Below are 19,868 nucleotides of genomic sequence, written 5' to 3'. Positions count from 1 at the left end.
CGTTGATCTGACGCAAAACAGCGGCTGCCCGCTGGCTCACGGCGACTGCGGCTTGGCTGCCGCATACCACCGGGCCGGGGGACAGCCGTTTTTGCGTTCTGCATCCGCCATGTTGCGGACAAGCAAGTAAGGAGAAGGTAGAAAAAATGATCACCATTCAGGGTAAGGGTGTCTCTTCCGGGGTCGGGATCGGCCCGCTGTATTTCTATCACCGTGCAAAAACCACCATCACCCGCTATCAGGTGGAGGACGTGGACGCTGAGTGGCATCGCTTCAAGGGCGCACAGACCGCTGCCATCGAGCAGCTGGGCGAGCTGGCTGAAAAAGCCCGCGCCGAGGCCGGCGACGAAGCTGCCATGCTGTTTGAGACCCATCAGATGATGGCCGAGGACCTGGACTACGAGGAAGCCATCGAGGGTCTGATCAAAGAAAACAAGAGCAATGCCGAGGCGGCTGTCACCGATGTGGCGGTGCAGTTTGCCCAGATGTTCGAGTCCATGGACGACAGCTATATGCAGGCCCGCGCCGCCGATGTCAAGGACGTGTCCCGCCGTATTCTGTCCATCCTCAACGGTACTGTGGAGGGCGGCATTGCCTCCGAGGTCCCCGTTCTGCTGGCGGCCGACGACCTGGCTCCCTCCGAGACGGTCCAGCTGGATAAAACCAAGATTCTGGGCTTCATCACGGCGGGTGGTTCCGGCTCCAGCCACACCGCCATTCTGGCCCGCACCATGGGCATCCCCGCCATTGTGGGTGTGGGCGACGCCCTCAAGCCGGAGTATGAGGGCCGCCAGGTCATCATCGACGGCGCCACCGGCAACGTGGTCATCGACCCCGACGACATGACCCGGGACCGCCTGCTGAAAAAGCGGGAGGAGCAGCTGCGCCTGCAGCGCCTGCTGGAATCCCTCAAGGGCCAGCCCAACATTACCAAGGACGGCAAGAGCATCCGCATCTACTGCAACATCGGCAGCCCCGAGGATGTCCATGCCGTGCAGGTCAACGACGGCGGCGGCATCGGCCTCTTCCGCAGCGAGTTCCTCTACCTCAACTGCGACGATTATCCCACCGAGGATCAGCAGTTTGAGGCCTACAAGCAGGTGCTCTCCGACATGGAGGACAAGGAAGTCATCATCCGTACCTGCGATATCGGCGCCGACAAGCAGATCGGCTACTTCAACCTGCCCAAGGAGGACAACCCCGCCATGGGCATGCGCGCCCTGCGCATCAGCCTGACCCGGCCGGACTTCTTCCGCACGCAGCTGCGGGCTTTGTTCCGGGCATCTGCCTTCGGCAAGCTGGGCATCATGTTCCCCATGGTCACCAGCGTCTGGGAGGTCCGGGAGGCCAAAAAGCTCTGCGAGGAAGTCAAGCGCGAGCTGAAAGCCGAGGGCATCCCCTACAGTGAGGATGTCCAGATCGGCATCATGATCGAGACCCCCGCCGCGGCCATCATGTCCGACCGCCTGGCCAAGGAAGTGGACTTCTTCAGCTGCGGCACCAACGACCTGACCCAGTACACCCTGGCCTGCGACCGTCAGAACAACGATCTGGGCCGTTTCTATGACCCGCATCACCCCGCCGTCCTGCGCCTGCTGCAGATGGTGGTGGAGAACGCCCACAAAAACGGCATCTGGGTGGGCATTTGCGGCGAGCTGGGCGCGGACCTGACTTTGACCGAGACCTTCCTGGCCATCGGCATTGACGAGCTGTCCGTCAGCCCCCGGGCTGTCCTGCCTCTGCGCAATGCGGTCCGCATGACCGATACCCGCGAGAGCAGTGCCCGGATTCTGGACGCGCTGAATAACGAGTATCAGGCGACCTGATCCCTCTATTTCATGAGATACGAGCGGGAGCCCGGACTGCGGCCCGGGCTCCCGCTTTTTGCGCCTGTGCGCCGCAGTCGAGACGGCAAAGGACAAAGATTTACCGCAGTACGGCAAAAAGTATGCAAATCTCGCCATAAAAAATTTGGACAAAGCGCAGAAATCCGGCGAAACGACAGTAGGAATATGGAGCCAGAAGTGCTAGAATGATTCAGGAAATTTAGTTATAAATCCGGAGCCATCTGGAACCGTTGATAACGCCTGAATGCCGGGGAGGCCATGTCCATGAATATCGTCAAAAAAGTCTACTGCCGTACCTTCCAGTTTGTCATGCGCACCGCGCTGCCCTTTCTGCCCTACCGGGAGCCCAAGCTGCTGGACGGCGTGAACGGCGTGGCCGAACTGCTGAAACAGAAAAAAATCGCCCGGGTGCTGCTGGTCACCGACAAGGGCATCCGCAGCCACCACCTGACCGAGCCGCTGGAGCAGGCTCTGGCCAATGCGGGCATCGGCGTCAGCATTTTTGACGAGACCGTCGCCAACCCCACCGTTGCCAACGTGGAAGCCGCCCGCCAGATGTATCTGGACGACGGCTGCGGCGCCATCATCGCCTTTGGCGGCGGCTCCTCCATGGACTGCGCCAAGGCTGCGGGCGCCCGCATTGCCCGCCCCCGCAAACCCCTCTCCCGTATGGAAGGCCTGCTGCAGGTCCTGCTGCCCCTGCCCCTGCTCATTGCAGTGCCCACCACCGCCGGTACCGGCAGCGAGACCACTCTGGCCGCCGTCATCACCGACGGCGAGACCCATCACAAGTATCCCATCAACGACTTTGCCCTTATCCCGTCCTATGCCCTGTTGGACCCGGAGGTCACCGTGGGCCTGCCGCCCATGCTCACCGCCACCACCGGCATGGACGCCATGACCCACGCGGTGGAAGCCTACATCGGCGGCTCCACCACCCGCGGCACCCGGGAGGCCGCCGTCACCGCCGTGCGGCTCATTCTGGAAAGCCTGCCCGTGGCCTGGGAGAACGGCGGCGATCTGACCGCCCGTGCCAAGATGCTGCGGGCCGCTTACCTGGCGGGCACTGCCTTTACCAAGAGCTACGTGGGCTACGTCCATGCGGTGGCCCATTCCCTGGGCGGCCAGTACGGCATCGCCCACGGTCTGGCCAACGCGGTGCTGCTGCCCGAAGTGCTGGAAGCCTACGGCACTGCCGCCCACAAGCGCCTGGGCCGCCTGGCCGTGGAGGTGGGCGTGGCCGGCGCCAGCGATACCCCGGCGGAGGCCTCGGCCAAGTTCATCGCCCGCATCCGGGAGATGAACGCCCGCATGGAGATCCCCCGCACGCTGGAAGGCATCCGGGAGGAGGACCTGCCCAAGCTGGCCCGCAACGCCGACCATGAGGCCAATCCCCTTTACCCTGTGCCTGTCCTGATGGACGCCCAGGAACTCCAGGCCCTGTACCGCCTGGTCATGCCCAAAACGGAGGAAAACACCAATGACAGAACAACAGATCGCGCAGGTGCTGGAAAGTCAGCGCAGATTCTTTTCGACGGGCAAAACGCTGCCCAGAGCCTTTCGAGCAAAGGCGCTTGAGGACCTTCAAAACGCCATCCTCCGCCACGAGGAGGAGATCAACGCCGCGCTGAAAGCCGACCTGGGCAAGGGCGCTGTGGAAAGCTACATGTGCGAGACCGGCATGACCCTGTCGGAGCTGAGCTGGATGCGCCGCCACCTGGCGGGGCTGATGCGCGGCCATACCGTCATGACTCCGCTGGCCCAGTTTGCGGCCCACAGCTTCCGCAGCCCGTCGCCCTACGGCAATGTGCTCATCATGAGCCCCTGGAACTACCCCCTGATGCTGACGCTGGAACCTCTTATCGACGCCCTTGCCGCCGGCAACACTGCCGTGGTCAAGCCCAGCGCCTATGCCCCGGCTACCTCTGCCGTCATCCAGAAATTGATTGCCGAGTGCTTTGACCCCGAGTACGTCTTTGTGGTCACCGGGGGCCGCGCCGAAAACCAGGCCCTGCTCAACCAGAAGTTTGACAAGATCTTTTTCACCGGCGGCAAGACCGTGGGCCGGGAAGTGCTGCGCCACGCGGCGGAGTACCTGACTCCCGTCACCCTGGAACTGGGCGGCAAAAGCCCCTGCATCGTGGACGCTACCGCCAACATCCGCCTGGCGGCCAAGCGCATTGTCTTTGGCAAGTACCTCAACTGCGGCCAGACCTGCGTGGCTCCCGACTATCTTTACTGTGAAGCATCCATCCGGAACGAGCTGGTCCAGGCCATCCGGGAGGAGATCACCGCCCAGTTCGGCGCCGATCCTCTCCAAAATGAGAACTACGGCAAGATCATCAACCAGAAGCATTTTGACCGTATTCTGGGCCTGATCGACCCTGCCAAGGTGGTGGCGGGCGGCAACGCCAATGCCCGGACCCTGCGCATTGCTCCCACTGTCATGACAGACGTTACCTTTGACGATGCCGTCATGGGGGAGGAAATCTTCGGACCCATTTTGCCGGTGCTGACCTGGAACAGCCTGGACGAGGCCATCGCCCAGGTGGAGAGCTGCCCCCATCCGTTGGCCCTCTACTTCTTTACCTCCAGCAGCGCCAATCGCAAGCAGGTGTTGTCCCGCTGCCGGTTCGGCGGCGGCTGCATCAACGATACCATCATCCATCTGGCTACCAGCGCCATGCCCTTCGGCGGTGTGGGGGAGAGCGGCATGGGGGGCTACCACGGCAAGGCCGGGTTTGAGGAATTCAGCCACACCCGCAGCATCGTGGACAAAAAGACCTGGATCGATCTGCCCATGCGCTACCAGCCCTATACCAGCCTGAAAGACCGGATGATCCGGATGTTCCTGCGCTGAGCCCGCAGACACAGTTCGGACGCATTTGCATTCTATCATACAGGGGAGGAGAAAGGCCCGCCCGGGCCAGAATCCTCCCCTTTTGTGCACCCCGCGGCGTTGGGGTGCGGAAAATGCCATGGGAAGAACCGGAGGGATCGCCATGAAACAAATTTGTGCTGCTTTGACTGTGCTGCTGGCGGCGGGGCTGCTGGTGGGCTGTACCGTAACTGTCCAGCTGCCCGGCGGGGAAGCGACCCCCGCGCCCCAGCCGGTACAGGCAACCCCCACCCCGGAACCGGACCCCACGCCCACGCCTGCGCCCACCCCGGCGGGGGAGGAAGTGGACAGCCCGGAGGTCTTTCTGACTTCCGAGCAGTACGACATTTACACCCGGGCGGACAAGGCATCCCAGCCATTGTTCGGGGATACCTTCTCGGTCATGTATCAGTACAGTTGGAACTACTCCGACCAGCCGGAGGTGGAAAGGCAGGCGGACACCGGCACCACCTTCCGCTACCAGATCCTGGAGGGGGAGAACGCTACCCTGGAATACTACCGGGAGCAGCTCCTCACCGTGTTCACTCCGGAGTTTCTGGAGGAGCGGGGCTTTGACTGGCGGTTCATCTCCATCGACGGCAAGCTGGCAGCGGCGGATATCGGCATCGGCGGAAACAGCGAGGTATCTGACGTGCCCGATACCTTCCAGCTCATCTCGGCGGACGACAATACGGTGGAGTTTTACCGCATTGCCCATTACACCATCCCCATGGAAGGGGAGAGCACCGAGGATTACATCGCCCGGCGGGCGGTCAGCTATGACAAGGTGGGACACCTTACCATCCGTCTGGTCAATACCGAAAACGGCTGGCGGGTGGACGCCTACGGCCAACCGTCCTTTGCAGGCCCCGATAATGAGGAATAAACCGGAAGAGACAAAACAGCCCCCGGCAGGAGAAATACCTGCCGGGGGCCTGCTTTATATGGATAAACGGGTTACACAAAGGAGAGGTCAGTGCTTTTTGGGAGTCGAGAGCATCCGCATGGCGTTGAGCACGGCCAGCACCATGACGCCCACGTCGGCAAAGACCGCCCACCACATGGTGGCGATGCCCGCCGCACCCAGGATCAGGAAGGCAATCTTGATACCCAGGGCAAAGATGATGTTCTCATAGACGATGCGCATGCATTTGCGGGCCAGGCGCATGGCGTCGGACAGCTTGGCGGGGTCGTCGTCCATCAGCACCACGTCGGCGGCCTCGATGGCGGCGTCACTGCCCAGCGCGCCCATGGCAATGCCCACATCCGCGCGCATGAGGACGGGGGCATCGTTGATGCCGTCGCCTACAAAGGCAAGGCTGGAACCCGGCCGCTTGGCGGCCAGCAGGGCTTCCACTTGTTCCACCTTGTCGCCGGGCAGCAGGCCTGCGTGGACCTCGTCCATGCCCAGCTCAGCAGCCACGTGCTCCGCCACGGCGGGGGCGTCGCCGGTGAGCATGACGGTGCGCACCCCCTGCTTTTTCAGGGCGGAGACGGCCGCCGCAGCGGTGGGTTTGACCTCATCCGCAATGAGGATAGAGCCCAGGAACGCCCCGTCGCAGGCGACATAGACCACGGTGCCTACGCCGTCGTCGGGAATGTATGCAATGCCCAGAGCCTCCATCAGGCGGGCGTTGCCCACGGCCACGGCGTGGCCGTCCACGCTGGCGCGGATGCCCTGCCCGGCGATCTCCTGCACATCGGAGGTGCGCTTGGGGTCGGGCTGCTCAGCACAGGCGGCCCGCAGGCTCTTGCTGATGGGGTGGTTGGAGTAGCTCTCCGCCTGGGCGGCCAGCTCAATGACCTGGGCTTCGGCATAGTCCCCGGCGGGGCGGACCCGCTCCACTGCAAAGATGCCCCGGGTCAGGGTGCCGGTCTTGTCAAAGACGGCGGTCTCGGTATGGGCCAGAGCTTCCAGATAGTTGCCGCCCTTGATGAGTACGCCCTGCCGGGAGGCTCCGCCGATGCCGCCGAAGAAGGTCAGCGGGATGCTGATGACCAGGGCGCAGGGGCAGCTGATGACCAGGAAGGTCAGGGCACGGGTGAACCAGGTCATCCACCCGTCCACAAACAGCGGCGGGATGACGGCCAGCGCCAGGGCGGCAATGCAGACGGCGGGAGTGTAGTACCGGGCAAATTTGGTGATGAAGTTTTCCGCCCGGGCTTTTTTCAGGCTGGAATTTTCCACCAGGTCCAGGATCTTGGCCACGGTGGACTCGCCGTAGGGCTTGCGTACCTCAATGCGCAGCAGGCCGTCCCCGTTGACACAGCCGCTGATGACCTCGTCTCCGGGACGCACCGTGCGGGGAACGCTCTCGCCGGTGAGGGCGCTGGTGTTCAGGCTGGATTCGCCGGACAGCACCGCGCCGTCCAGGGGAACACGCTCGCCCGGGCGGACGACGATCACCGCGCCCACCGGTACTTCCTCGGGGTCCACGGTGTTCAGGCTGCCGTCGGCCTGTTCCAGGTTGGCGCTGTCGGGACGAATGTCCATCAGCGCCGCGATGCTGCGGCGGCTTTTGCCCACCGCGTAGCTCTGGAACAGCTCGCCCACCTGATAGAACAGCATGACGGCCACGCCCTCACGGTATTCGCCCACGCCCATGGCGCCCACGGTGGCAATGGCCATGAGGAAGTTCTCGTCAAAGACTTCGCCGTGGAGGATGCCCAGAAATGCCTTGCGCAGAATGTCCCAGCCGATCACCAGATAGGGCACCAGATGCAGCACAAACTGTAAAACCTGCGGCATGGGAATGGACTCGGTCACAAGCGCAACCACGATCAGCAAAACCGCAGCGGCGATGATGCGGTACAGGGTCTTTTTCTGCTTTTTGGTCATAGGAAATTGCCCCCAGTTTGATTTGAAATGGTGCATCAAATTTTACAGCTCGATCTCAAAGTCCGGCTCGATTTTTTTGGCAGTCTTGACCGCGTCCTTCAGCACGGCGGCAAAGCGGTCGTCGTCGGCATCCAGTACCAGCTTCTGGGTCATAAAGCTGACGCTGGCACGGTTGACGCCCTCCATCTTGTTCAGGGCATTTTCGATTTTGGCGGCGCAGTTGGCGCAATCCACTTCGATGTTGAATTTCTTCTGCATGACAGAGCACTCCTTCTTATATGGTGATCTATGGGGTTATTCTTCAACGTGTTCCATGCCCAGAGCAATCATGCTGCGGACATGGTCGTCGTCCAGCGAGTAAAAGATGACCTTGCCTTCCCGGCGAAATTTGACCAGCTTGCTGTTTTTCAGCAGCCGCAGCTGGTGACTGACGGAGCTCTGCGAAAGGTTGAGCAGCTGGGCAATGTCTCCCACGCAGAGCTCACTTTCAAACAGCGCATACAGGATCTTGATGCGAGTGGAGTCCGCAAACATGCGGAACAGCTCAGCCAGATCATACAAAACCTCGTCATCCGGCAGATCCTCCCGCAGGCGCTCCACCACGTCGGGCTGTGCGGCAAGGAATTCCCCTTCCGCGGAGGGGCTGCGGGGTACTTCGGGAGATGCCATTCACCTCATCCTTTCATGTGAACGTTTGTTCATATGATGATAATATAGCTCCGCCGCAGCCGTTTGTCAATAGCAGACCCGGAAAAAGCAGCGATTTTTTTGCAAAGAGATGATAACTTCAGGAAAAGGAGGAACAAAACCGACCACAGGCCGGGGCAAAAGCGGCGGGGAGAGGCATCCGATGCATCCCGCCGCCTTTGCAGGCCGATGTAGGGGGCCTACTGCCAAAGTTTGTATACCAAAGTGAAGGGAAGAAGGAAATGCCGCAATAATATAAGAAAAGCCCGGCCAAACAGCTGGGCTTTTTGGATGGAGCGTAGTCCATTTCGATATGTGTTTGCGTGATGAAATTGATGTCCGCTCTCCTCCTTGGCCCGTAGGTTGGGGAGAAGGAGGAATGACAGAACGGTATGAGAAAAGCCCAGCCAACTGGCTGGGCTTTTTGAATGGAGCACAGTCCATTCAAACGTGGTGCCGGTGGTGGGGGTCGAACCCACACGCTGTTGCCAGCAACGGATTTTGAGTCCGTCTCGTCTGCCAATTCCAACACACCGGCTGATACCTGATTAGTATACCATGAAAAAGCGATCAAATCAAGCACTTTCTGTACTGCCGCCCCTTCCGGCATAGAGGGGATATCGCACAAAAACGAGACGCCGCTGCATTTTCTTGACTTTTTTTTCACACTATGGGATAATGCCCTTGGACAGGCAAGGTGATAAATGTTGAAGGTCATGGTCATTGACGGCCAGGGCGGCGGATTGGGCCGTCAGCTGGTCGCGGCAATCAAGGCGCAGTGCCCCGGCGTGCGGGTGCTGGCCGTGGGCACCAACAGTGCGGCGACTACCGCCATGCTGCGTGCGGGAGCCGACCAGGCCGCCACCGGAGAGAATGCCATCCTTGTGGGCTGCCGCAGGGCGGACATCATTATGGGACCGGTGGGCATTGTCATTGCCGATGCCATGCTGGGGGAGATCACCCCCAAAGCCGCCATGGCGGTGGGGCAAAGCTCCGCCGTGCGGGTGCTGGTGCCGGTCAATCAATGCGACAACATTGTGGCAGGGGCACAGGAGCTGCCCATGTCCCGGCTGATCCAGAGCGCGGTGGATGCGCTGCAGAATGTATGCAACCCCGATCACACGGCAGGAAGCCGGTGACCTGCGGCCGAAGCCGCCATGGGGAATAAAATCAGCATTTGTCCCCGCCGGTTACAAGAATAGCGAACGATTTGGATACCAGGAAGGTGTCTGCTTTCGGCAGGAAAGCGGGCACCTCTTTTTTGTCTCAAAAAATGGTTAAGAAAATAAAGAAACAAATTTCCCGACGCTTTGGCCTGCAAGCCGGCGCCGGGGCGGAGAGGAGAACCCCATGACACTGGAACAATTTTTCCGCCAGGTGCCCCGGGCAGCGCTGGCCTTTTCGGGCGGGACGGACTCGGCCTTTTTGATGTGGGCGTCCAGACAGTACGGCTGCGACCTGCGGGCCTACTACATCAAGACCGCCTTTCAGCCCGCTTTTGAGCTGGAGGATGCCCGCCGCCTGGCAAAGGAACTGGATGTGCCCATGACGGTCATCGAACTGGATGTGCTGGCGGTGGAAAAAGCCGCCGAGAACGGTCCCCGCCGCTGCTACTACTGCAAGAAGGCGCTGTTCACCCAGCTGCGCCGGGCGGCTGCCAATGACGGCTACACGGTGCTTCTGGACGGCACCAATGCCTCCGACGATGCGGGGGACCGTCCCGGCATGGTGGCTCTGCGGGAGCTGGAAGTCCGTTCCCCCCTGCGGGAATGCGGCATCACCAAAGCGGAGGTCCGGCGGCTGTCCAAAGAGGCGGGGATCTTCACCTGGAACAAGCCCGCCTACGCCTGCCTGGCCACCCGGATCCCCACCGGCACCGCCCTCACGGCGGAGATGCTGACCAGGGTGGAAATGGCGGAGGCCGCCATGGCCGGGCTGGGATTCACAGACTTCCGGGTGCGCACGGCGGACGGCGCGGCCCGTCTTCAGGTGACGGAGGAGCAGCTGCCCCGGGTGCTGGCCCGGCGGGAGGAGATCCTCCGGGCGCTGGCGCCGGAGTTTTCGGCTGTGACACTGGACCTTGCGCCCCGCAAGGCGTCGGTATAAGAGGAGGAGCAAAATGGACAACAAGCATGATATTCTTTGCCTTCTGCGCAGCGTGGCCAACGGCGAGACCAGGCCGGAGGACGCTCTGCTGGAACTGAAGGAAGCCCCCTTTGAGGATCTGGGCTATGCCAAGGTGGACCTGCACCGCAGCGTGCGCCAGGGTGCCGCCGAGGTCATCTACGGCGCAGGCAAGACGCCGGAACAGATCGCAGGCATTGCGGCGGCCATGGGGGAGCGGGGATGCAGAAACATCCTCATCACCCGCATGGGCAAGGAGGCCGCCGACTATGTGGCATCCCAGGTGCCTCTTGAGTATCACGAGAGCCCTCGGCTGGGTCTGGCCTTCCCCGGCGAGCGCCGGGACCTGGGCAACATTGTGGTGGCCACAGGGGGCACCAGCGACATGCCGGTGGCCGAGGAAGCCGCCCTCACCGCCGAGGCCATGGGCAACCATGTGACCCGCCTGTATGATGTGGGGGTGGCCGGGCTGCACCGGCTGCTGTCCAACCTGGATGTGCTCATGCAGGCACGCTGCGTGGTGGCGGTGGCCGGCATGGAGGGCGCTCTGGCGTCGGTCATCGGCGGTCTGGTGGACTGCCCGGTCATTGCAGTGCCCACCAGCGTGGGGTACGGCGCCAGCTTCGGCGGTCTGTCGGCGCTTTTGTCCATGCTCAACTCCTGCGCGTCGGGTTGCAGTGTGGTCAATATCGACAACGGTTTCGGGGCGGGGTATCTCGCCAGCCGCATCAATCAAATGGAAGGACTGGAGACAAAATGAAAACGCTGTACATTGAATGTGCCATGGGTGCTGCTGGCGATATGCTCATGGCGTCCCTGTATGAACTGCTGCCCGACAAGGAAGCTTTCCTGAATACCATGAACGGCCTGGGCCTGCCCGGTGTGGCCCTGGAGGCCAGGGCTGCCAAGACCTGCGGCATCGCAGGCACCCATATGGCGGTAACCGTCCACGGCGAGGAGGAAGTGGAACCCGCCGCCCCTGACCACACCCACGGGGAGGCACAGGAGGAGGCCCATCTCCACAGCCATGAACATGTCCATGTGCATGACCACGAACACCACCATGTCCATGAGCACCCCCACGATCACGACCATGAAGAGCATGGCTACGACCATCCTCATGGCGAGGAGCACACCCACGACCATGCCCACGCCCACCATCATTCCACCCCGGGGCATATTGCGGAGATCATCGACGCTCTGCCCCTGCCTCAGGAGGTGCGCACCGCTGCCCGGGCTGTCTACGATGACATTGCCAAAGCAGAGGCCAAGGCCCACGGCTGCCCGGTGGGGGATGTCCACTACCATGAGGTGGGTGCCCTGGACGCCGTGGCCGATGTGACCGGCGTCTGCTACGCCCTCTATTTGCTGCACCCCGACCGGATCGTGGTGTCGCCCATCCATGTGGGCAGCGGCACGGTGCGCTGTGCCCACGGCATCATGCCGGTGCCTGCTCCCGCCACCGCCAACCTGCTGGAAGGCGTCCCCACTTACGGCGGCAGCATTATGGGCGAGCTGTGCACCCCCACCGGCGCGGCGCTGCTGGCCCATTTTGCGTCGAGCTTCGGCCCCATGCCGGTGATGACGGTGGAGCAGATCGGCGTGGGCATCGGCACCAAGGACTTCGGCCAGGCCAACTGCGTGCGCAGCTTCTGGGGCAATACCCGGGAGGAGTCCAACGGCCAGATCACCGAGCTGGTCTGCAACATTGACGACATGAGCCCCGAGGCCCTGGCCTTTGCCTGCGGCCGTCTGCTGGAGCTGGGGGCCCTGGATGTCTACACCGTGCCCGGCACCATGAAGAAAGGCCGTCCCGGCCATCTGCTCACCGTGCTGTGCGACGCCGACAAGATCTCCGACCTGGCGCGGGAGGTGCTTCGCTACACCACCAGCAACGGCCTGCGGGTCCGCCGGTGCGAAAAGTATTTCCTGGAGCCCTCCGCCGGAACGGTGGAGACTCAGTGGGGCCCGGTGCGGGTCAAGTATGCACGGGGCTTCGGCATCCGCCATGCCAAGCCGGAATATGAAGATGCCGCCGCCCTGGCAAAGGCAAACGGCATCTCCTACCAGCAGGTGTTGGAGGAAGTCCTCCGGAAGATCGACGGCAACGCCTGATTACCGGCCGCATCCCCGCGGCGGAAACCCGGCGGGGTCCATTACAGAAAGGGATGATTTACGATGCAGACAAAACGGATCGCTTCACTGATGCTGGCTGCCGTCATGGCGGCGGGACTGCTGGCAGGCTGCGGCGGGCAGACCTCGGGCCAGACCCCGGCCACCGCCGAGCAGGCGGGAGACAGGGACTCGGTCATCATTGCCATGGACACCAATTCCGAGCCGGAAGCGGGCTTTGACCCGGCCTTCGGCTGGGGCGCGGGAGAGCACGTCCATGAGCCGCTGATCCAGAGCACCCTCACGGTCACCAACCCCGACCTGACCATCGGCTATGACCTGGCCACCTCCTGCGAGTCCAGCGAGGACGGCATGACCTGGACGGTCACCATCCGGGATGATGTGAAGTTCACCGACGGTGAACCCCTGACTGCCGAGGATGTGGCCTTCACCTACAACACCGTCAAGGCATCCAGCTCGGTCAACGACTTCACCATGCTGGACAGCGCCGAGGCAGTGGACGACACCACCGTGGTGTTCCACATGGCAAAGCCCTTCTCCATCTGGCCCTACACCATGGCCATCGTCGGCATCGTGCCCGAGCACGCCTACGACAGCGCCACCTACGGCTCCAACCCCATCGGTTCGGGCCGGTATATCCTCAAGCAGTGGGACCGGGGCCAGCAGATCATTCTGGAGGCCAACCCCGACTACTACGGCGAACAGCCCAAGATGAAACAGGTCACCATCCTCTTTATGGAGGAGGACGCCGCCTTCCTGGCCGCTCAGGCAGGGCAGGTGGACGTGGCCTACACCTCGGCCACCTACTCTGACCAGACCATCGCCGGCTACACCCTCGCCGCCTACCAGACGGTGGATAACCGGGGCATCAACCTGCCTGTCACCGAGCCCTCGGTGAACGCCGACGGTGTGGCCACCGGCAATGCGGTGACCTCCGATGTGGCGGTGCGCCGTGCCATCAATATCGGCATCGACCGTCAGGAGATGATCGACAACGTCCTCAACGGCTACGGCACCCCGGCCTACAGCGTCTGCGACCAGCTGCCCTGGTATAACCCTGCTTCTGAAGTAGAGTATGACCCCGAGGGCGCGGCCAAGCTTCTGGACGATGCCGGCTGGGTCATGGGCAGCGACGGCGTGCGGGAAAAGGACGGCGTCAAGGCCGAGCTGAACATCCTCTACTCCAACGGCGACTCGGTCCGTCAGGCACTGGCCGCCGACCTGTCCAACCAGCTGGCGGAGCTGGGCATCCAGTGTACCATCGAGGGCGTGGGCTGGGACACCGCCTACGACCGGGCCCTCTCCACCCCGCTGGTGTGGGGCTGGGGCGCTCATACCCCCATGGAGCTGTATAACATCTACTATTCCCCCGAGGACACCGGCACCGCCGAGTACTCGCCCTACTCCAACGACACCGTTGACCAGTATATGGACGAGGCTCTGGCCAGCAGTGACCTGGAAGAGTCCTATACCCTGTGGCAGAAGGCCCAGTGGGACGGCACCACCGGCGTCACTCAGGATGGCGACATTCCCTGGGTGTGGCTGGTGAACGTCAGCCACCTCTACTGGGTGCGGGACGGCCTGCAGATCGCCGAGCAAAAGATCCATCCCCACGGCCACGGCTGGTCCATTGTGAACAACGTGGATCAGTGGAGCTGGTCATAACCATCCCCGCCCTGCCGTCAGGGCATCAGATACAGGTCCATTAGGGGACCGCTTTACCGTTAAGACACAGCCGCACAGAGGACCGCAGACCGCCTGTCCTTTGTGCGGCTGTGCCGCGGGCAAGGCGCAACGGACTTTTTCGGAAAGGAAGGGATTTTGTTGAAACATCGCCTCCGGTTTGCAGCGGCAAAACTGGTCAGGATGGCATTTCTCATGCTGGGGGTCAGCATTCTGACCTTTGCACTGATGACGGCCTCCCCTCTGGACCCGCTGCAGACCAATGTGGGCCAGGTGGCCCTGGGTTCCATGAGCCAGGAACAGGTGGCCAAGCTGGAAGCCTACTGGGGGGTGGGCACCCCGCCGGTGGAGCGCTATCTGGGCTGGCTGGGGGACGTGCTCCACGGGGACTTCGGCACCTCGCTGCTCTACCGCCAGCCGGTACTGGAGGTGGTCGGCCAGCGGCTGGCCGGGTCCCTGTGGCTGCTGCTCTTTGCCTGGATCATCTCGGGCATTCTGGGCCTTGCCCTGGGCGTCACGGCGGGGGCCACCCGCGGCCGCCTGCCTGACCGTCTTATCCGCGGCTACTGCCTGCTGATCTCCAGCACCCCCACCTTCTGGCTGGCTTTGCTGCTGCTGCTCATCTTCTCGGTCTGGCTGGGGGTGCTGCCCATCGGATTGTCGGTGCCCATCGGGGCCGACGCCGCCAGCATCACCCTGGCCGACCGTCTGCAGCATGCCATTCTGCCCGCCCTGACGCTGAGCATCACCGGCGTGGCCAACATTGCCCTGCACACAAGGGAAAAGATGGTGGATGTCCTCAACAGCGACTACGCCCTCTTTGCCCGCGCCCGGGGCGAGTCGGAGCTGCGCATCGTGCTGCGCCACGGCCTGCGCAATGTGGCTTTGCCTGCCATCACATTGCAGTTTGCCTCCATCAGTGAGATCATCGGCGGCTCGGTGGTGGTGGAGCAGGTCTTTACCTATCCCGGCCTGGGTCAGGCGGCGGTCACGGCGGGCCTGGGCAGCGACATGCCTCTGCTGCTGGGCATCACCGTCATCACAGCGGCCATTGTGTTCGGCGGCAACCTGGCAGCGGACCTGCTGTACGGCGTCGTCGATCCCAAAATCCGAAGGGGGGCTGCAAGCAAATGACAACCACCAACCGCAGACGCAGCACCCTCTTTCTTGTGCTGTTTGCCGTGGCGGTGCTGGCCGCCATCACCGTGGCGGGCATTCTGCTCAACGGCCGGGCCATGGAAAGCGATTTCGCCCGGAAAAACCTTATGCCCTGCCTGGAATACCCCTTCGGCACCGACTGGATGGGCCGGGATATGCTGGCCCGCACCCTGGCAGGCCTCTCCCTGAGCATCCGCATCGGCCTGCTCACCGCAGCGGTCAGCGCCTGCATCGCTTTGGTCATGGGCATCATTTCGGCCACTATGGGCCGTTGGGCGGACAGCGTTGTCTGCTTCTGCATCGATCTGGTCATGGGCATTCCTCATATCCTGCTGGTCATGCTCATCTCCATCGCCTGCGGCAAGGGATTTCTGGGGGTGGTCACCGGCGTGGCCCTCAGCCATTGGACCTCCCTGGCCCGGGTCATCCGGGGAGAGGTCATGCAGCTGCGTCAGGCACCCTACATTCTGGCAGCCCGGAAGCTGGGCATCCGCCGCTGGGACATCGTCCGGCGGCATATGCTGGTCCATCTCATGCCCCAGTTTCTCACCGGGCTGATTCTGCTGTTCCCCCACGCCATCCTGCACGAGGCCAGCGTGACCTTTCTGGGCTTCGGCCTGTCGTCGGAGCAGCCCGCCATCGGCGTCATTCTGTCCGAGAGCATGCGCTACCTGACCACCGGCAAGTGGTGGCTGGCGCTGTTCCCCGGCATCTCGCTGGTCATTGTGGTGCTGTTGTTTGCGCTGCTGGGAGAGCGGATTCGTCTGCTCCTTGACCCGGCCAGCGCCCAGGAATGAGGAGGAACCCATGCAGCCGATTCTGGAAATTGAACATATGTCCATCCACTTCACCCAGTATGCCAAGGGAACCCGACGGCGGGAACTGCCGGTCATCAAAGACCTGTCTCTGCAGATCGCACCGGGGCAGGTGGTGGCGGTGGTGGGCGCCAGCGGCTCCGGCAAAAGCCTGCTGGCCCACGGCATCCTGCATATTCTGCCCCGCAACAGCCACATGGAGGGCCGTATCCTCTACGACGGCAGTGAGCTGACCGACAAGCGGGCGGCCAAGCTCCGGGGCAGAGAGATCGTCCTGGTGCCCCAGGGGGTGACCTACCTGGACCCGCTCATGAAGGTGGGGGACCAGGTCCGGGGGGAGGATGCCGCCCCCGATGCCGCACAGCGGGCCCGCAAAGCCCTGACCCGCTACGGCCTTGCCCCCGAGACCGAGGAACTTTATCCCTTTGAGCTGTCCGGCGGCATGGCCCGGCGGGTGCTCATTGCCACGGCCGTCACCCATGAGCCCCGCCTCATCATTGCCGACGAGCCCACCCCCGGGCTGGATGCCAAAGCGGCAGCGCGGATTCTGGGGCACTTCCGGGAGCTGGCCGAGGGCGGCGCCGGGGTGCTGCTCATCACCCACGATTTGGAGCTGGCCCTGACCATCGCCGATCAGGTGGCGGTGTTTTACGCCGGCCAGACCATCGAGGTGGCTTCGGCAGCGGATTTTGCCGACCCTGCCAACCTGCGCCATCCCTTTACCCGGGCACTGTGGCGGGCCATGCCGGAGCACGGCTTTCAGCCCATCGAAGGCGCCCAGCCCTATCCCGGCACCCTGGCGGCGGGCTGTCCCTTTGCGGGGCAGTGTGACCGCAGTACACCCCAGTGCCGGGAGGCCGCCGACCTGCCCCTGCGCTCCTGGCAGGGGGGCATGGTGCGGTGCCTGAATCCCCGGAGGGAGGAATGACCATGACCCTGCAAGCAAACAATGTGACCTTTACCTACCGGGGCCGTCACGGCGCGCCGGTATTGCAGAATATCAGCCTGACCATCCAGTCGGGGGAGCGGGTGGGACTCAAGGCACCCAGCGGCCGGGGCAAGACCACACTCTGTCGGCTGCTGGCAGGCTACGAGCGTCCCCAGTCCGGCCAGGTGCTGCTGGACGGCAAGCCGGTCTGCGGCATGCGCGGCGTCTGCCCGGTACAGATGATGTGGCAGCACCCCGAGACGGTGGTGGACCCGCTGCTTCGCCTGGGAGTAACTCTGTCGGAGAGCGGCCCGGTGGACCGCCGCCTGCTGGAGGAACTGCACATCGAGGACGGCTGGATGGAGCGCTTCCCGGCGGAACTGTCGGGCGGCGAGCTCCAGCGCTTCTGCCTGGCCCGGGCCCTCAACCCGGCCACCCGGTTTTTGCTGTGTGATGAGATCTCCGCCATGCTGGACCTGGTGACCCAGGCACAGATCTGGAGCTTTCTCATCCGGGAGGCAGAACGCCGCGACCTGGGGCTGCTCATCGTCAGCCACAGCGACAGCCTGCTGGAACAAGTCTGCACCCGCATCGAGACCCTGCCTGTGTGATACGTCGCCCCGGGATTCCCCCAATCCCTGCCGGCGGGCGATCCCCTCAAAAGCAAGCATTCATTCCCAAAGCAAAACCCAAAACAAAACAGCCGCGCCCCTTGCCCGGCGCCTTGCAAGGCAGTCCGGACAGGGGCGCGGCTGTTTGTATGGAGAAATGCAGCGCGCCACCCGCGGCCCCTAAAGACCGGATGGGTGGCGTTGCGCTGATCTATTCAAATGGCCGATATGGCCTTGTTGGTTGTCTGCTCCTGACCGGGCACTTGCCCTCGCATGGCCGGGAGGCAGTGAAATCGCAGGTGACTCCGGCGCTCCGGTGTCTCTTGCTGTTGTATATAGAATACGCCTCAATTTTGAAAAGGGTATAGAAACTTTTTGAAGAATCTTCAAACAATATTTGAACGAATTATGACCGAGAAAATTCCACATATTTCCCATCGGCACAGGCATACGAGCAAGGCCCGCTTCCTGCCTGAAGGAGGTGGGCCTTATCCGGGGAACAAAAGGGAAGGTTATGCGCCGTCCGGTCACGTGGCCGGGGCGCGGGAAAAAATCAGCCGGTGGTGACGGTGATATGCCCCGACGTGCTGTTCAGGATCAGGGGCACCTTGCCGGGACAGGAGGCGGTTTTGCCGCAGCGGCAGCCGTCCAGGGTGATGCCGTCCAGGGAGGAGGCGTCCACCCCCACACCGGGAAAGTGCACATCGATCTCTCCCGAGACGGTAGTGACTTTGCTCTGGCCGGTCAAAGTGCCGGACAGTGTGCAGTCCCCGGAGGTGGTGGATACTTTCAGTGTTCCCAGGGAACCCTCAATCTCTACATCCCCTGAGATGGTGTGGACGGAACAGCATTCGCAGGCCATACCATGCAGATGCAGGTCACCCGAGGTGGAGGACAGATCCGCGATGGGAGAGTGGCAGCCTTCCATCCGGACATCTCCCGAAACGGTGCCGAAGTGGAGGGAGGAAGCGCAGACATCCAGCAGGAAGAAATCACCGGAAGTGGTGCGGGCGCTCAGCTGGCCGGGGGTTCCGCCGCGGAGGTTGATGTCCCCCGAAACGGTGGAAACAACGGTCTTGCCGCAGAAAATTCCGGACAGCCGGAGAAGCCCCGAAACCATGCGGAACTCCGCCTGCTGCAGCCGGGTCCCTTTTGGAACCGTGATGATGACCTCTCCGCCACTGGAGGAAAACAGAAATGTTCTGGTCTTGGCAGTCCGGAAGCGGAACAGCCCGTCCACGACCTCCGCACACTCCAGACGCTCGCACTCGGGCAGACGATAGTGCACCGAAAAGGAGTCACCTTCCTGCAAGACCACGTCGGGTATGAAGACCGACAGATCAATGCCCGAAAAGGCATCCAGGGCAATCTCACACTCGCTGGTCTGCGGGTCGGTACCTGCATCCCGCTTTTGGCCCGACAGCATGACAAGAATGCTCCGGACTGCCGCAGGGATTTTTTGCTCCGGCACGGCCGGGGACGGGGGCAGGGGGGCAGTGCCCGAAAGCTCAGCGCAGAGACTGTCGCACAGGGCGCGGGGCGTGCCGAAGTGCTCGCTCAGCTGCTCATAGCTGGAGAGCCCGGCCTCCTGGGCGTACTCCCGATAGTAGGCGATAATGTCCTCACGGGCGGCGGCATCCAGCCGGTCCAGCCCGGCGGACAACTCCTCAAAATACTGTTGGGCAGTCATCATGGTTTTCCTCCTTCAGCAAACGATCCATGCTTTGACGGAATGCTTTCCACTGGATGGTGTAGTCGGCAAGGGCCTGCCTGCCGCTGTCGGTCAGGCGGTAATACCGGCGGTTGCGGCCCTGATAAGGCACGTCATAGGTGTCCAGCAGACCGTTTTTCTGCAGCCGCCGCAGTGCCGGATACAGCGCCGTTTCGGATACATCCAGAATGCTGCGCACCTCCTGGGTGAGCTGGTAGCCGTAGGCATCCTTGCTGTTCAGGATGCTCAGCACCACAAAATCCAGGATGGCGCCGCCGATTTGAAACCCCAAACGGATCACCTCGATTGTTTGTTTTACCATATTATAAAATGAATAATATTGCTTGTCAACAGTATTCCGCAAAAAACAGAGGATAAAATCCACAGTTGTCACCCGGGGCTGCGATTACGCCCGGAAACCATCGCCGGGGAGCCCGGCATTTTTCTCTGAAAA

General features: G+C 62.4%; 18 protein-coding genes and 1 tRNA gene. 13 read left to right on the top strand and 6 right to left on the bottom strand.

Annotated elements, in window-relative coordinates; translation table 11 throughout:
• Window positions 1–146: 146 nt before the first annotated feature.
• From ptsP to INF35_RS10745, 4 genes are all read left to right on the top strand, one after another.
• Entirely contained in the window at window positions 147–1,826 is a 1,680-nt protein-coding gene (gene ptsP / locus INF35_RS10760) for a phosphoenolpyruvate--protein phosphotransferase (protein WP_193502332.1), read from the top strand.
• 285 nt (window positions 1,827–2,111) lie between these two features.
• Window positions 2,112–3,425, top strand: a complete 1,314-nt coding sequence (locus INF35_RS10755) for an iron-containing alcohol dehydrogenase (RefSeq protein ID WP_193502330.1) — start codon at window positions 2,112–2,114, stop codon at window positions 3,423–3,425.
• Window positions 3,328–4,707, top strand: coding sequence for an aldehyde dehydrogenase (locus INF35_RS10750; RefSeq protein WP_193502328.1), 1,380 nt, complete (start codon window positions 3,328–3,330; stop codon window positions 4,705–4,707). The genes INF35_RS10755 and INF35_RS10750 overlap by 98 nt, the downstream gene beginning before the upstream one ends.
• Before the next feature lie 142 nt (window positions 4,708–4,849).
• The gene (locus tag INF35_RS10745; protein ID WP_193503023.1) at window positions 4,850–5,611 is read left to right on the top strand and encodes a hypothetical protein; all 762 of its coding nucleotides are present in this window, start codon (window positions 4,850–4,852) and stop codon (window positions 5,609–5,611) included.
• Window positions 5,612–5,698: 87 nt separating this feature from the next.
• On the opposite strand, the gene INF35_RS10740 is transcribed toward INF35_RS10745, so the two are convergent.
• The 4 genes from INF35_RS10740 to INF35_RS10725 form a co-directional block, all read right to left on the bottom strand.
• Window positions 5,699–7,564, bottom strand: coding sequence for a heavy metal translocating P-type ATPase (locus INF35_RS10740; RefSeq protein ID WP_193502326.1), 1,866 nt, complete (start codon window positions 7,562–7,564; stop codon window positions 5,699–5,701).
• 42 nt (window positions 7,565–7,606) lie between these two features.
• A complete protein-coding gene (locus tag INF35_RS10735) occupies window positions 7,607–7,822 on the bottom strand; it encodes a cation transporter (RefSeq protein ID WP_193502324.1) in 216 nt (71 codons plus the stop codon).
• Between the two features lie 36 nt (window positions 7,823–7,858).
• Complete coding sequence (locus INF35_RS10730) at window positions 7,859–8,233, bottom strand: ArsR/SmtB family transcription factor (protein ID WP_193502321.1); 375 nt, start codon at window positions 8,231–8,233, stop codon at window positions 7,859–7,861.
• A gap of 469 nt (window positions 8,234–8,702) precedes the next feature.
• Window positions 8,703–8,789: transfer RNA gene (locus INF35_RS10725), tRNA-Leu, on the bottom strand.
• Window positions 8,790–8,958: 169 nt separating this feature from the next.
• On the opposite strand from INF35_RS10725, the gene INF35_RS10720 reads away from it, so the two are divergent.
• The 9 genes from INF35_RS10720 (at window position 8,959) to INF35_RS10680 (ending at window position 17,703) form a co-directional block, all read left to right on the top strand.
• Entirely contained in the window at window positions 8,959–9,390 is a 432-nt protein-coding gene (locus INF35_RS10720) for a DUF3842 family protein (RefSeq protein WP_193502976.1), read from the top strand.
• 211 nt (window positions 9,391–9,601) lie between these two features.
• Window positions 9,602–10,357 (top strand): ATP-dependent sacrificial sulfur transferase LarE, encoded by a 756-nt coding sequence (gene larE / locus INF35_RS10715; RefSeq protein ID WP_193502319.1) that lies wholly within the window; start codon window positions 9,602–9,604, stop codon window positions 10,355–10,357.
• Between the two features lie 13 nt (window positions 10,358–10,370).
• On the top strand, window positions 10,371–11,135 hold the full coding sequence (gene larB, locus INF35_RS10710; RefSeq protein WP_193502317.1) for a nickel pincer cofactor biosynthesis protein LarB: 765 nt from the start codon (window positions 10,371–10,373) through the stop codon (window positions 11,133–11,135).
• Entirely contained in the window at window positions 11,132–12,490 is a 1,359-nt protein-coding gene (gene larC / locus INF35_RS10705; RefSeq protein WP_193502315.1) for a nickel pincer cofactor biosynthesis protein LarC, read from the top strand. The genes larB and larC overlap by 4 nt, the downstream gene beginning before the upstream one ends.
• 63 nt (window positions 12,491–12,553) lie before the next feature.
• Window positions 12,554–14,173, top strand: coding sequence for an ABC transporter substrate-binding protein (locus tag INF35_RS10700; RefSeq protein WP_193502313.1), 1,620 nt, complete (start codon window positions 12,554–12,556; stop codon window positions 14,171–14,173).
• A gap of 153 nt (window positions 14,174–14,326) precedes the next feature.
• Entirely contained in the window at window positions 14,327–15,325 is a 999-nt protein-coding gene (locus INF35_RS10695; RefSeq protein WP_456237422.1) for an ABC transporter permease, read from the top strand.
• The gene (locus INF35_RS10690) at window positions 15,322–16,146 is read left to right on the top strand and encodes an ABC transporter permease (protein WP_193502311.1); all 825 of its coding nucleotides are present in this window, start codon (window positions 15,322–15,324) and stop codon (window positions 16,144–16,146) included. Before INF35_RS10695 ends, INF35_RS10690 begins: the two co-directional genes overlap by 4 nt.
• A gap of 10 nt (window positions 16,147–16,156) precedes the next feature.
• Window positions 16,157–17,092 carry an ABC transporter ATP-binding protein gene (locus tag INF35_RS10685; RefSeq protein ID WP_193502309.1) on the top strand — a complete coding sequence of 312 codons (936 nt, stop codon included), beginning with the start codon at window positions 16,157–16,159 and terminating at the stop codon, window positions 17,090–17,092.
• Window positions 17,093–17,094: 2 nt separating this feature from the next.
• On the top strand, window positions 17,095–17,703 hold the full coding sequence (locus tag INF35_RS10680; protein WP_193502307.1) for an ABC transporter ATP-binding protein: 609 nt from the start codon (window positions 17,095–17,097) through the stop codon (window positions 17,701–17,703).
• 553 nt (window positions 17,704–18,256) lie between these two features.
• Here INF35_RS10680 and INF35_RS10675 read toward each other — a convergent pair.
• Window positions 18,257–19,396 carry a DUF4097 family beta strand repeat-containing protein gene (locus INF35_RS10675; RefSeq protein WP_193502305.1) on the bottom strand — a complete coding sequence of 380 codons (1,140 nt, stop codon included), beginning with the start codon at window positions 19,394–19,396 and terminating at the stop codon, window positions 18,257–18,259.
• Complete coding sequence (locus tag INF35_RS10670; RefSeq protein ID WP_193502303.1) at window positions 19,371–19,706, bottom strand: PadR family transcriptional regulator; 336 nt, start codon at window positions 19,704–19,706, stop codon at window positions 19,371–19,373. The genes INF35_RS10675 and INF35_RS10670 overlap by 26 nt, the downstream gene beginning before the upstream one ends.
• Window positions 19,707–19,868: the final 162 nt, after the last annotated feature.

Source organism: Gemmiger gallinarum (assembly GCF_014982805.1).
Taxonomy (GTDB): Bacteria; Bacillota; Clostridia; order Oscillospirales; family Ruminococcaceae; genus Gemmiger; species Gemmiger gallinarum.
The sequence above is the reverse complement of the archived record's forward strand: the minus strand, read 5'-3'. Positions and strand labels throughout refer to the sequence as shown.

Bases quoted from the DNA above. Each gene is read 5' to 3' on its own strand.
- ptsP (WP_193502332.1), top strand. From the start codon at position 147: ATGATCACCATTCAGGGTAAGGGTGTCTCTTCCGGGGTCGGGATCGGC.
- INF35_RS10755 (WP_193502330.1), top strand. From the start codon at position 2,112: ATGAATATCGTCAAAAAAGTCTACTGCCGTACCTTCCAGTTTGTCATG.
- INF35_RS10750 (WP_193502328.1), top strand. From the start codon at position 3,328: ATGACAGAACAACAGATCGCGCAGGTGCTGGAAAGTCAGCGCAGATTC.
- INF35_RS10745 (WP_193503023.1), top strand. From the start codon at position 4,850: ATGAAACAAATTTGTGCTGCTTTGACTGTGCTGCTGGCGGCGGGGCTG.
- INF35_RS10740 (WP_193502326.1), bottom strand. From the start codon at position 7,564: ATGACCAAAAAGCAGAAAAAGACCCTGTACCGCATCATCGCCGCTGCG.
- INF35_RS10735 (WP_193502324.1), bottom strand. From the start codon at position 7,822: ATGCAGAAGAAATTCAACATCGAAGTGGATTGCGCCAACTGCGCCGCC.
- INF35_RS10730 (WP_193502321.1), bottom strand. From the start codon at position 8,233: ATGGCATCTCCCGAAGTACCCCGCAGCCCCTCCGCGGAAGGGGAATTC.
- larE (WP_193502319.1), top strand. From the start codon at position 9,602: ATGACACTGGAACAATTTTTCCGCCAGGTGCCCCGGGCAGCGCTGGCC.
- larB (WP_193502317.1), top strand. From the start codon at position 10,371: ATGGACAACAAGCATGATATTCTTTGCCTTCTGCGCAGCGTGGCCAAC.
- larC (WP_193502315.1), top strand. From the start codon at position 11,132: ATGAAAACGCTGTACATTGAATGTGCCATGGGTGCTGCTGGCGATATG.
- INF35_RS10700 (WP_193502313.1), top strand. From the start codon at position 12,554: ATGCAGACAAAACGGATCGCTTCACTGATGCTGGCTGCCGTCATGGCG.
- INF35_RS10690 (WP_193502311.1), top strand. From the start codon at position 15,322: ATGACAACCACCAACCGCAGACGCAGCACCCTCTTTCTTGTGCTGTTT.
- INF35_RS10685 (WP_193502309.1), top strand. From the start codon at position 16,157: ATGCAGCCGATTCTGGAAATTGAACATATGTCCATCCACTTCACCCAG.
- INF35_RS10680 (WP_193502307.1), top strand. From the start codon at position 17,095: ATGACCCTGCAAGCAAACAATGTGACCTTTACCTACCGGGGCCGTCAC.
- INF35_RS10675 (WP_193502305.1), bottom strand. From the start codon at position 19,396: ATGATGACTGCCCAACAGTATTTTGAGGAGTTGTCCGCCGGGCTGGAC.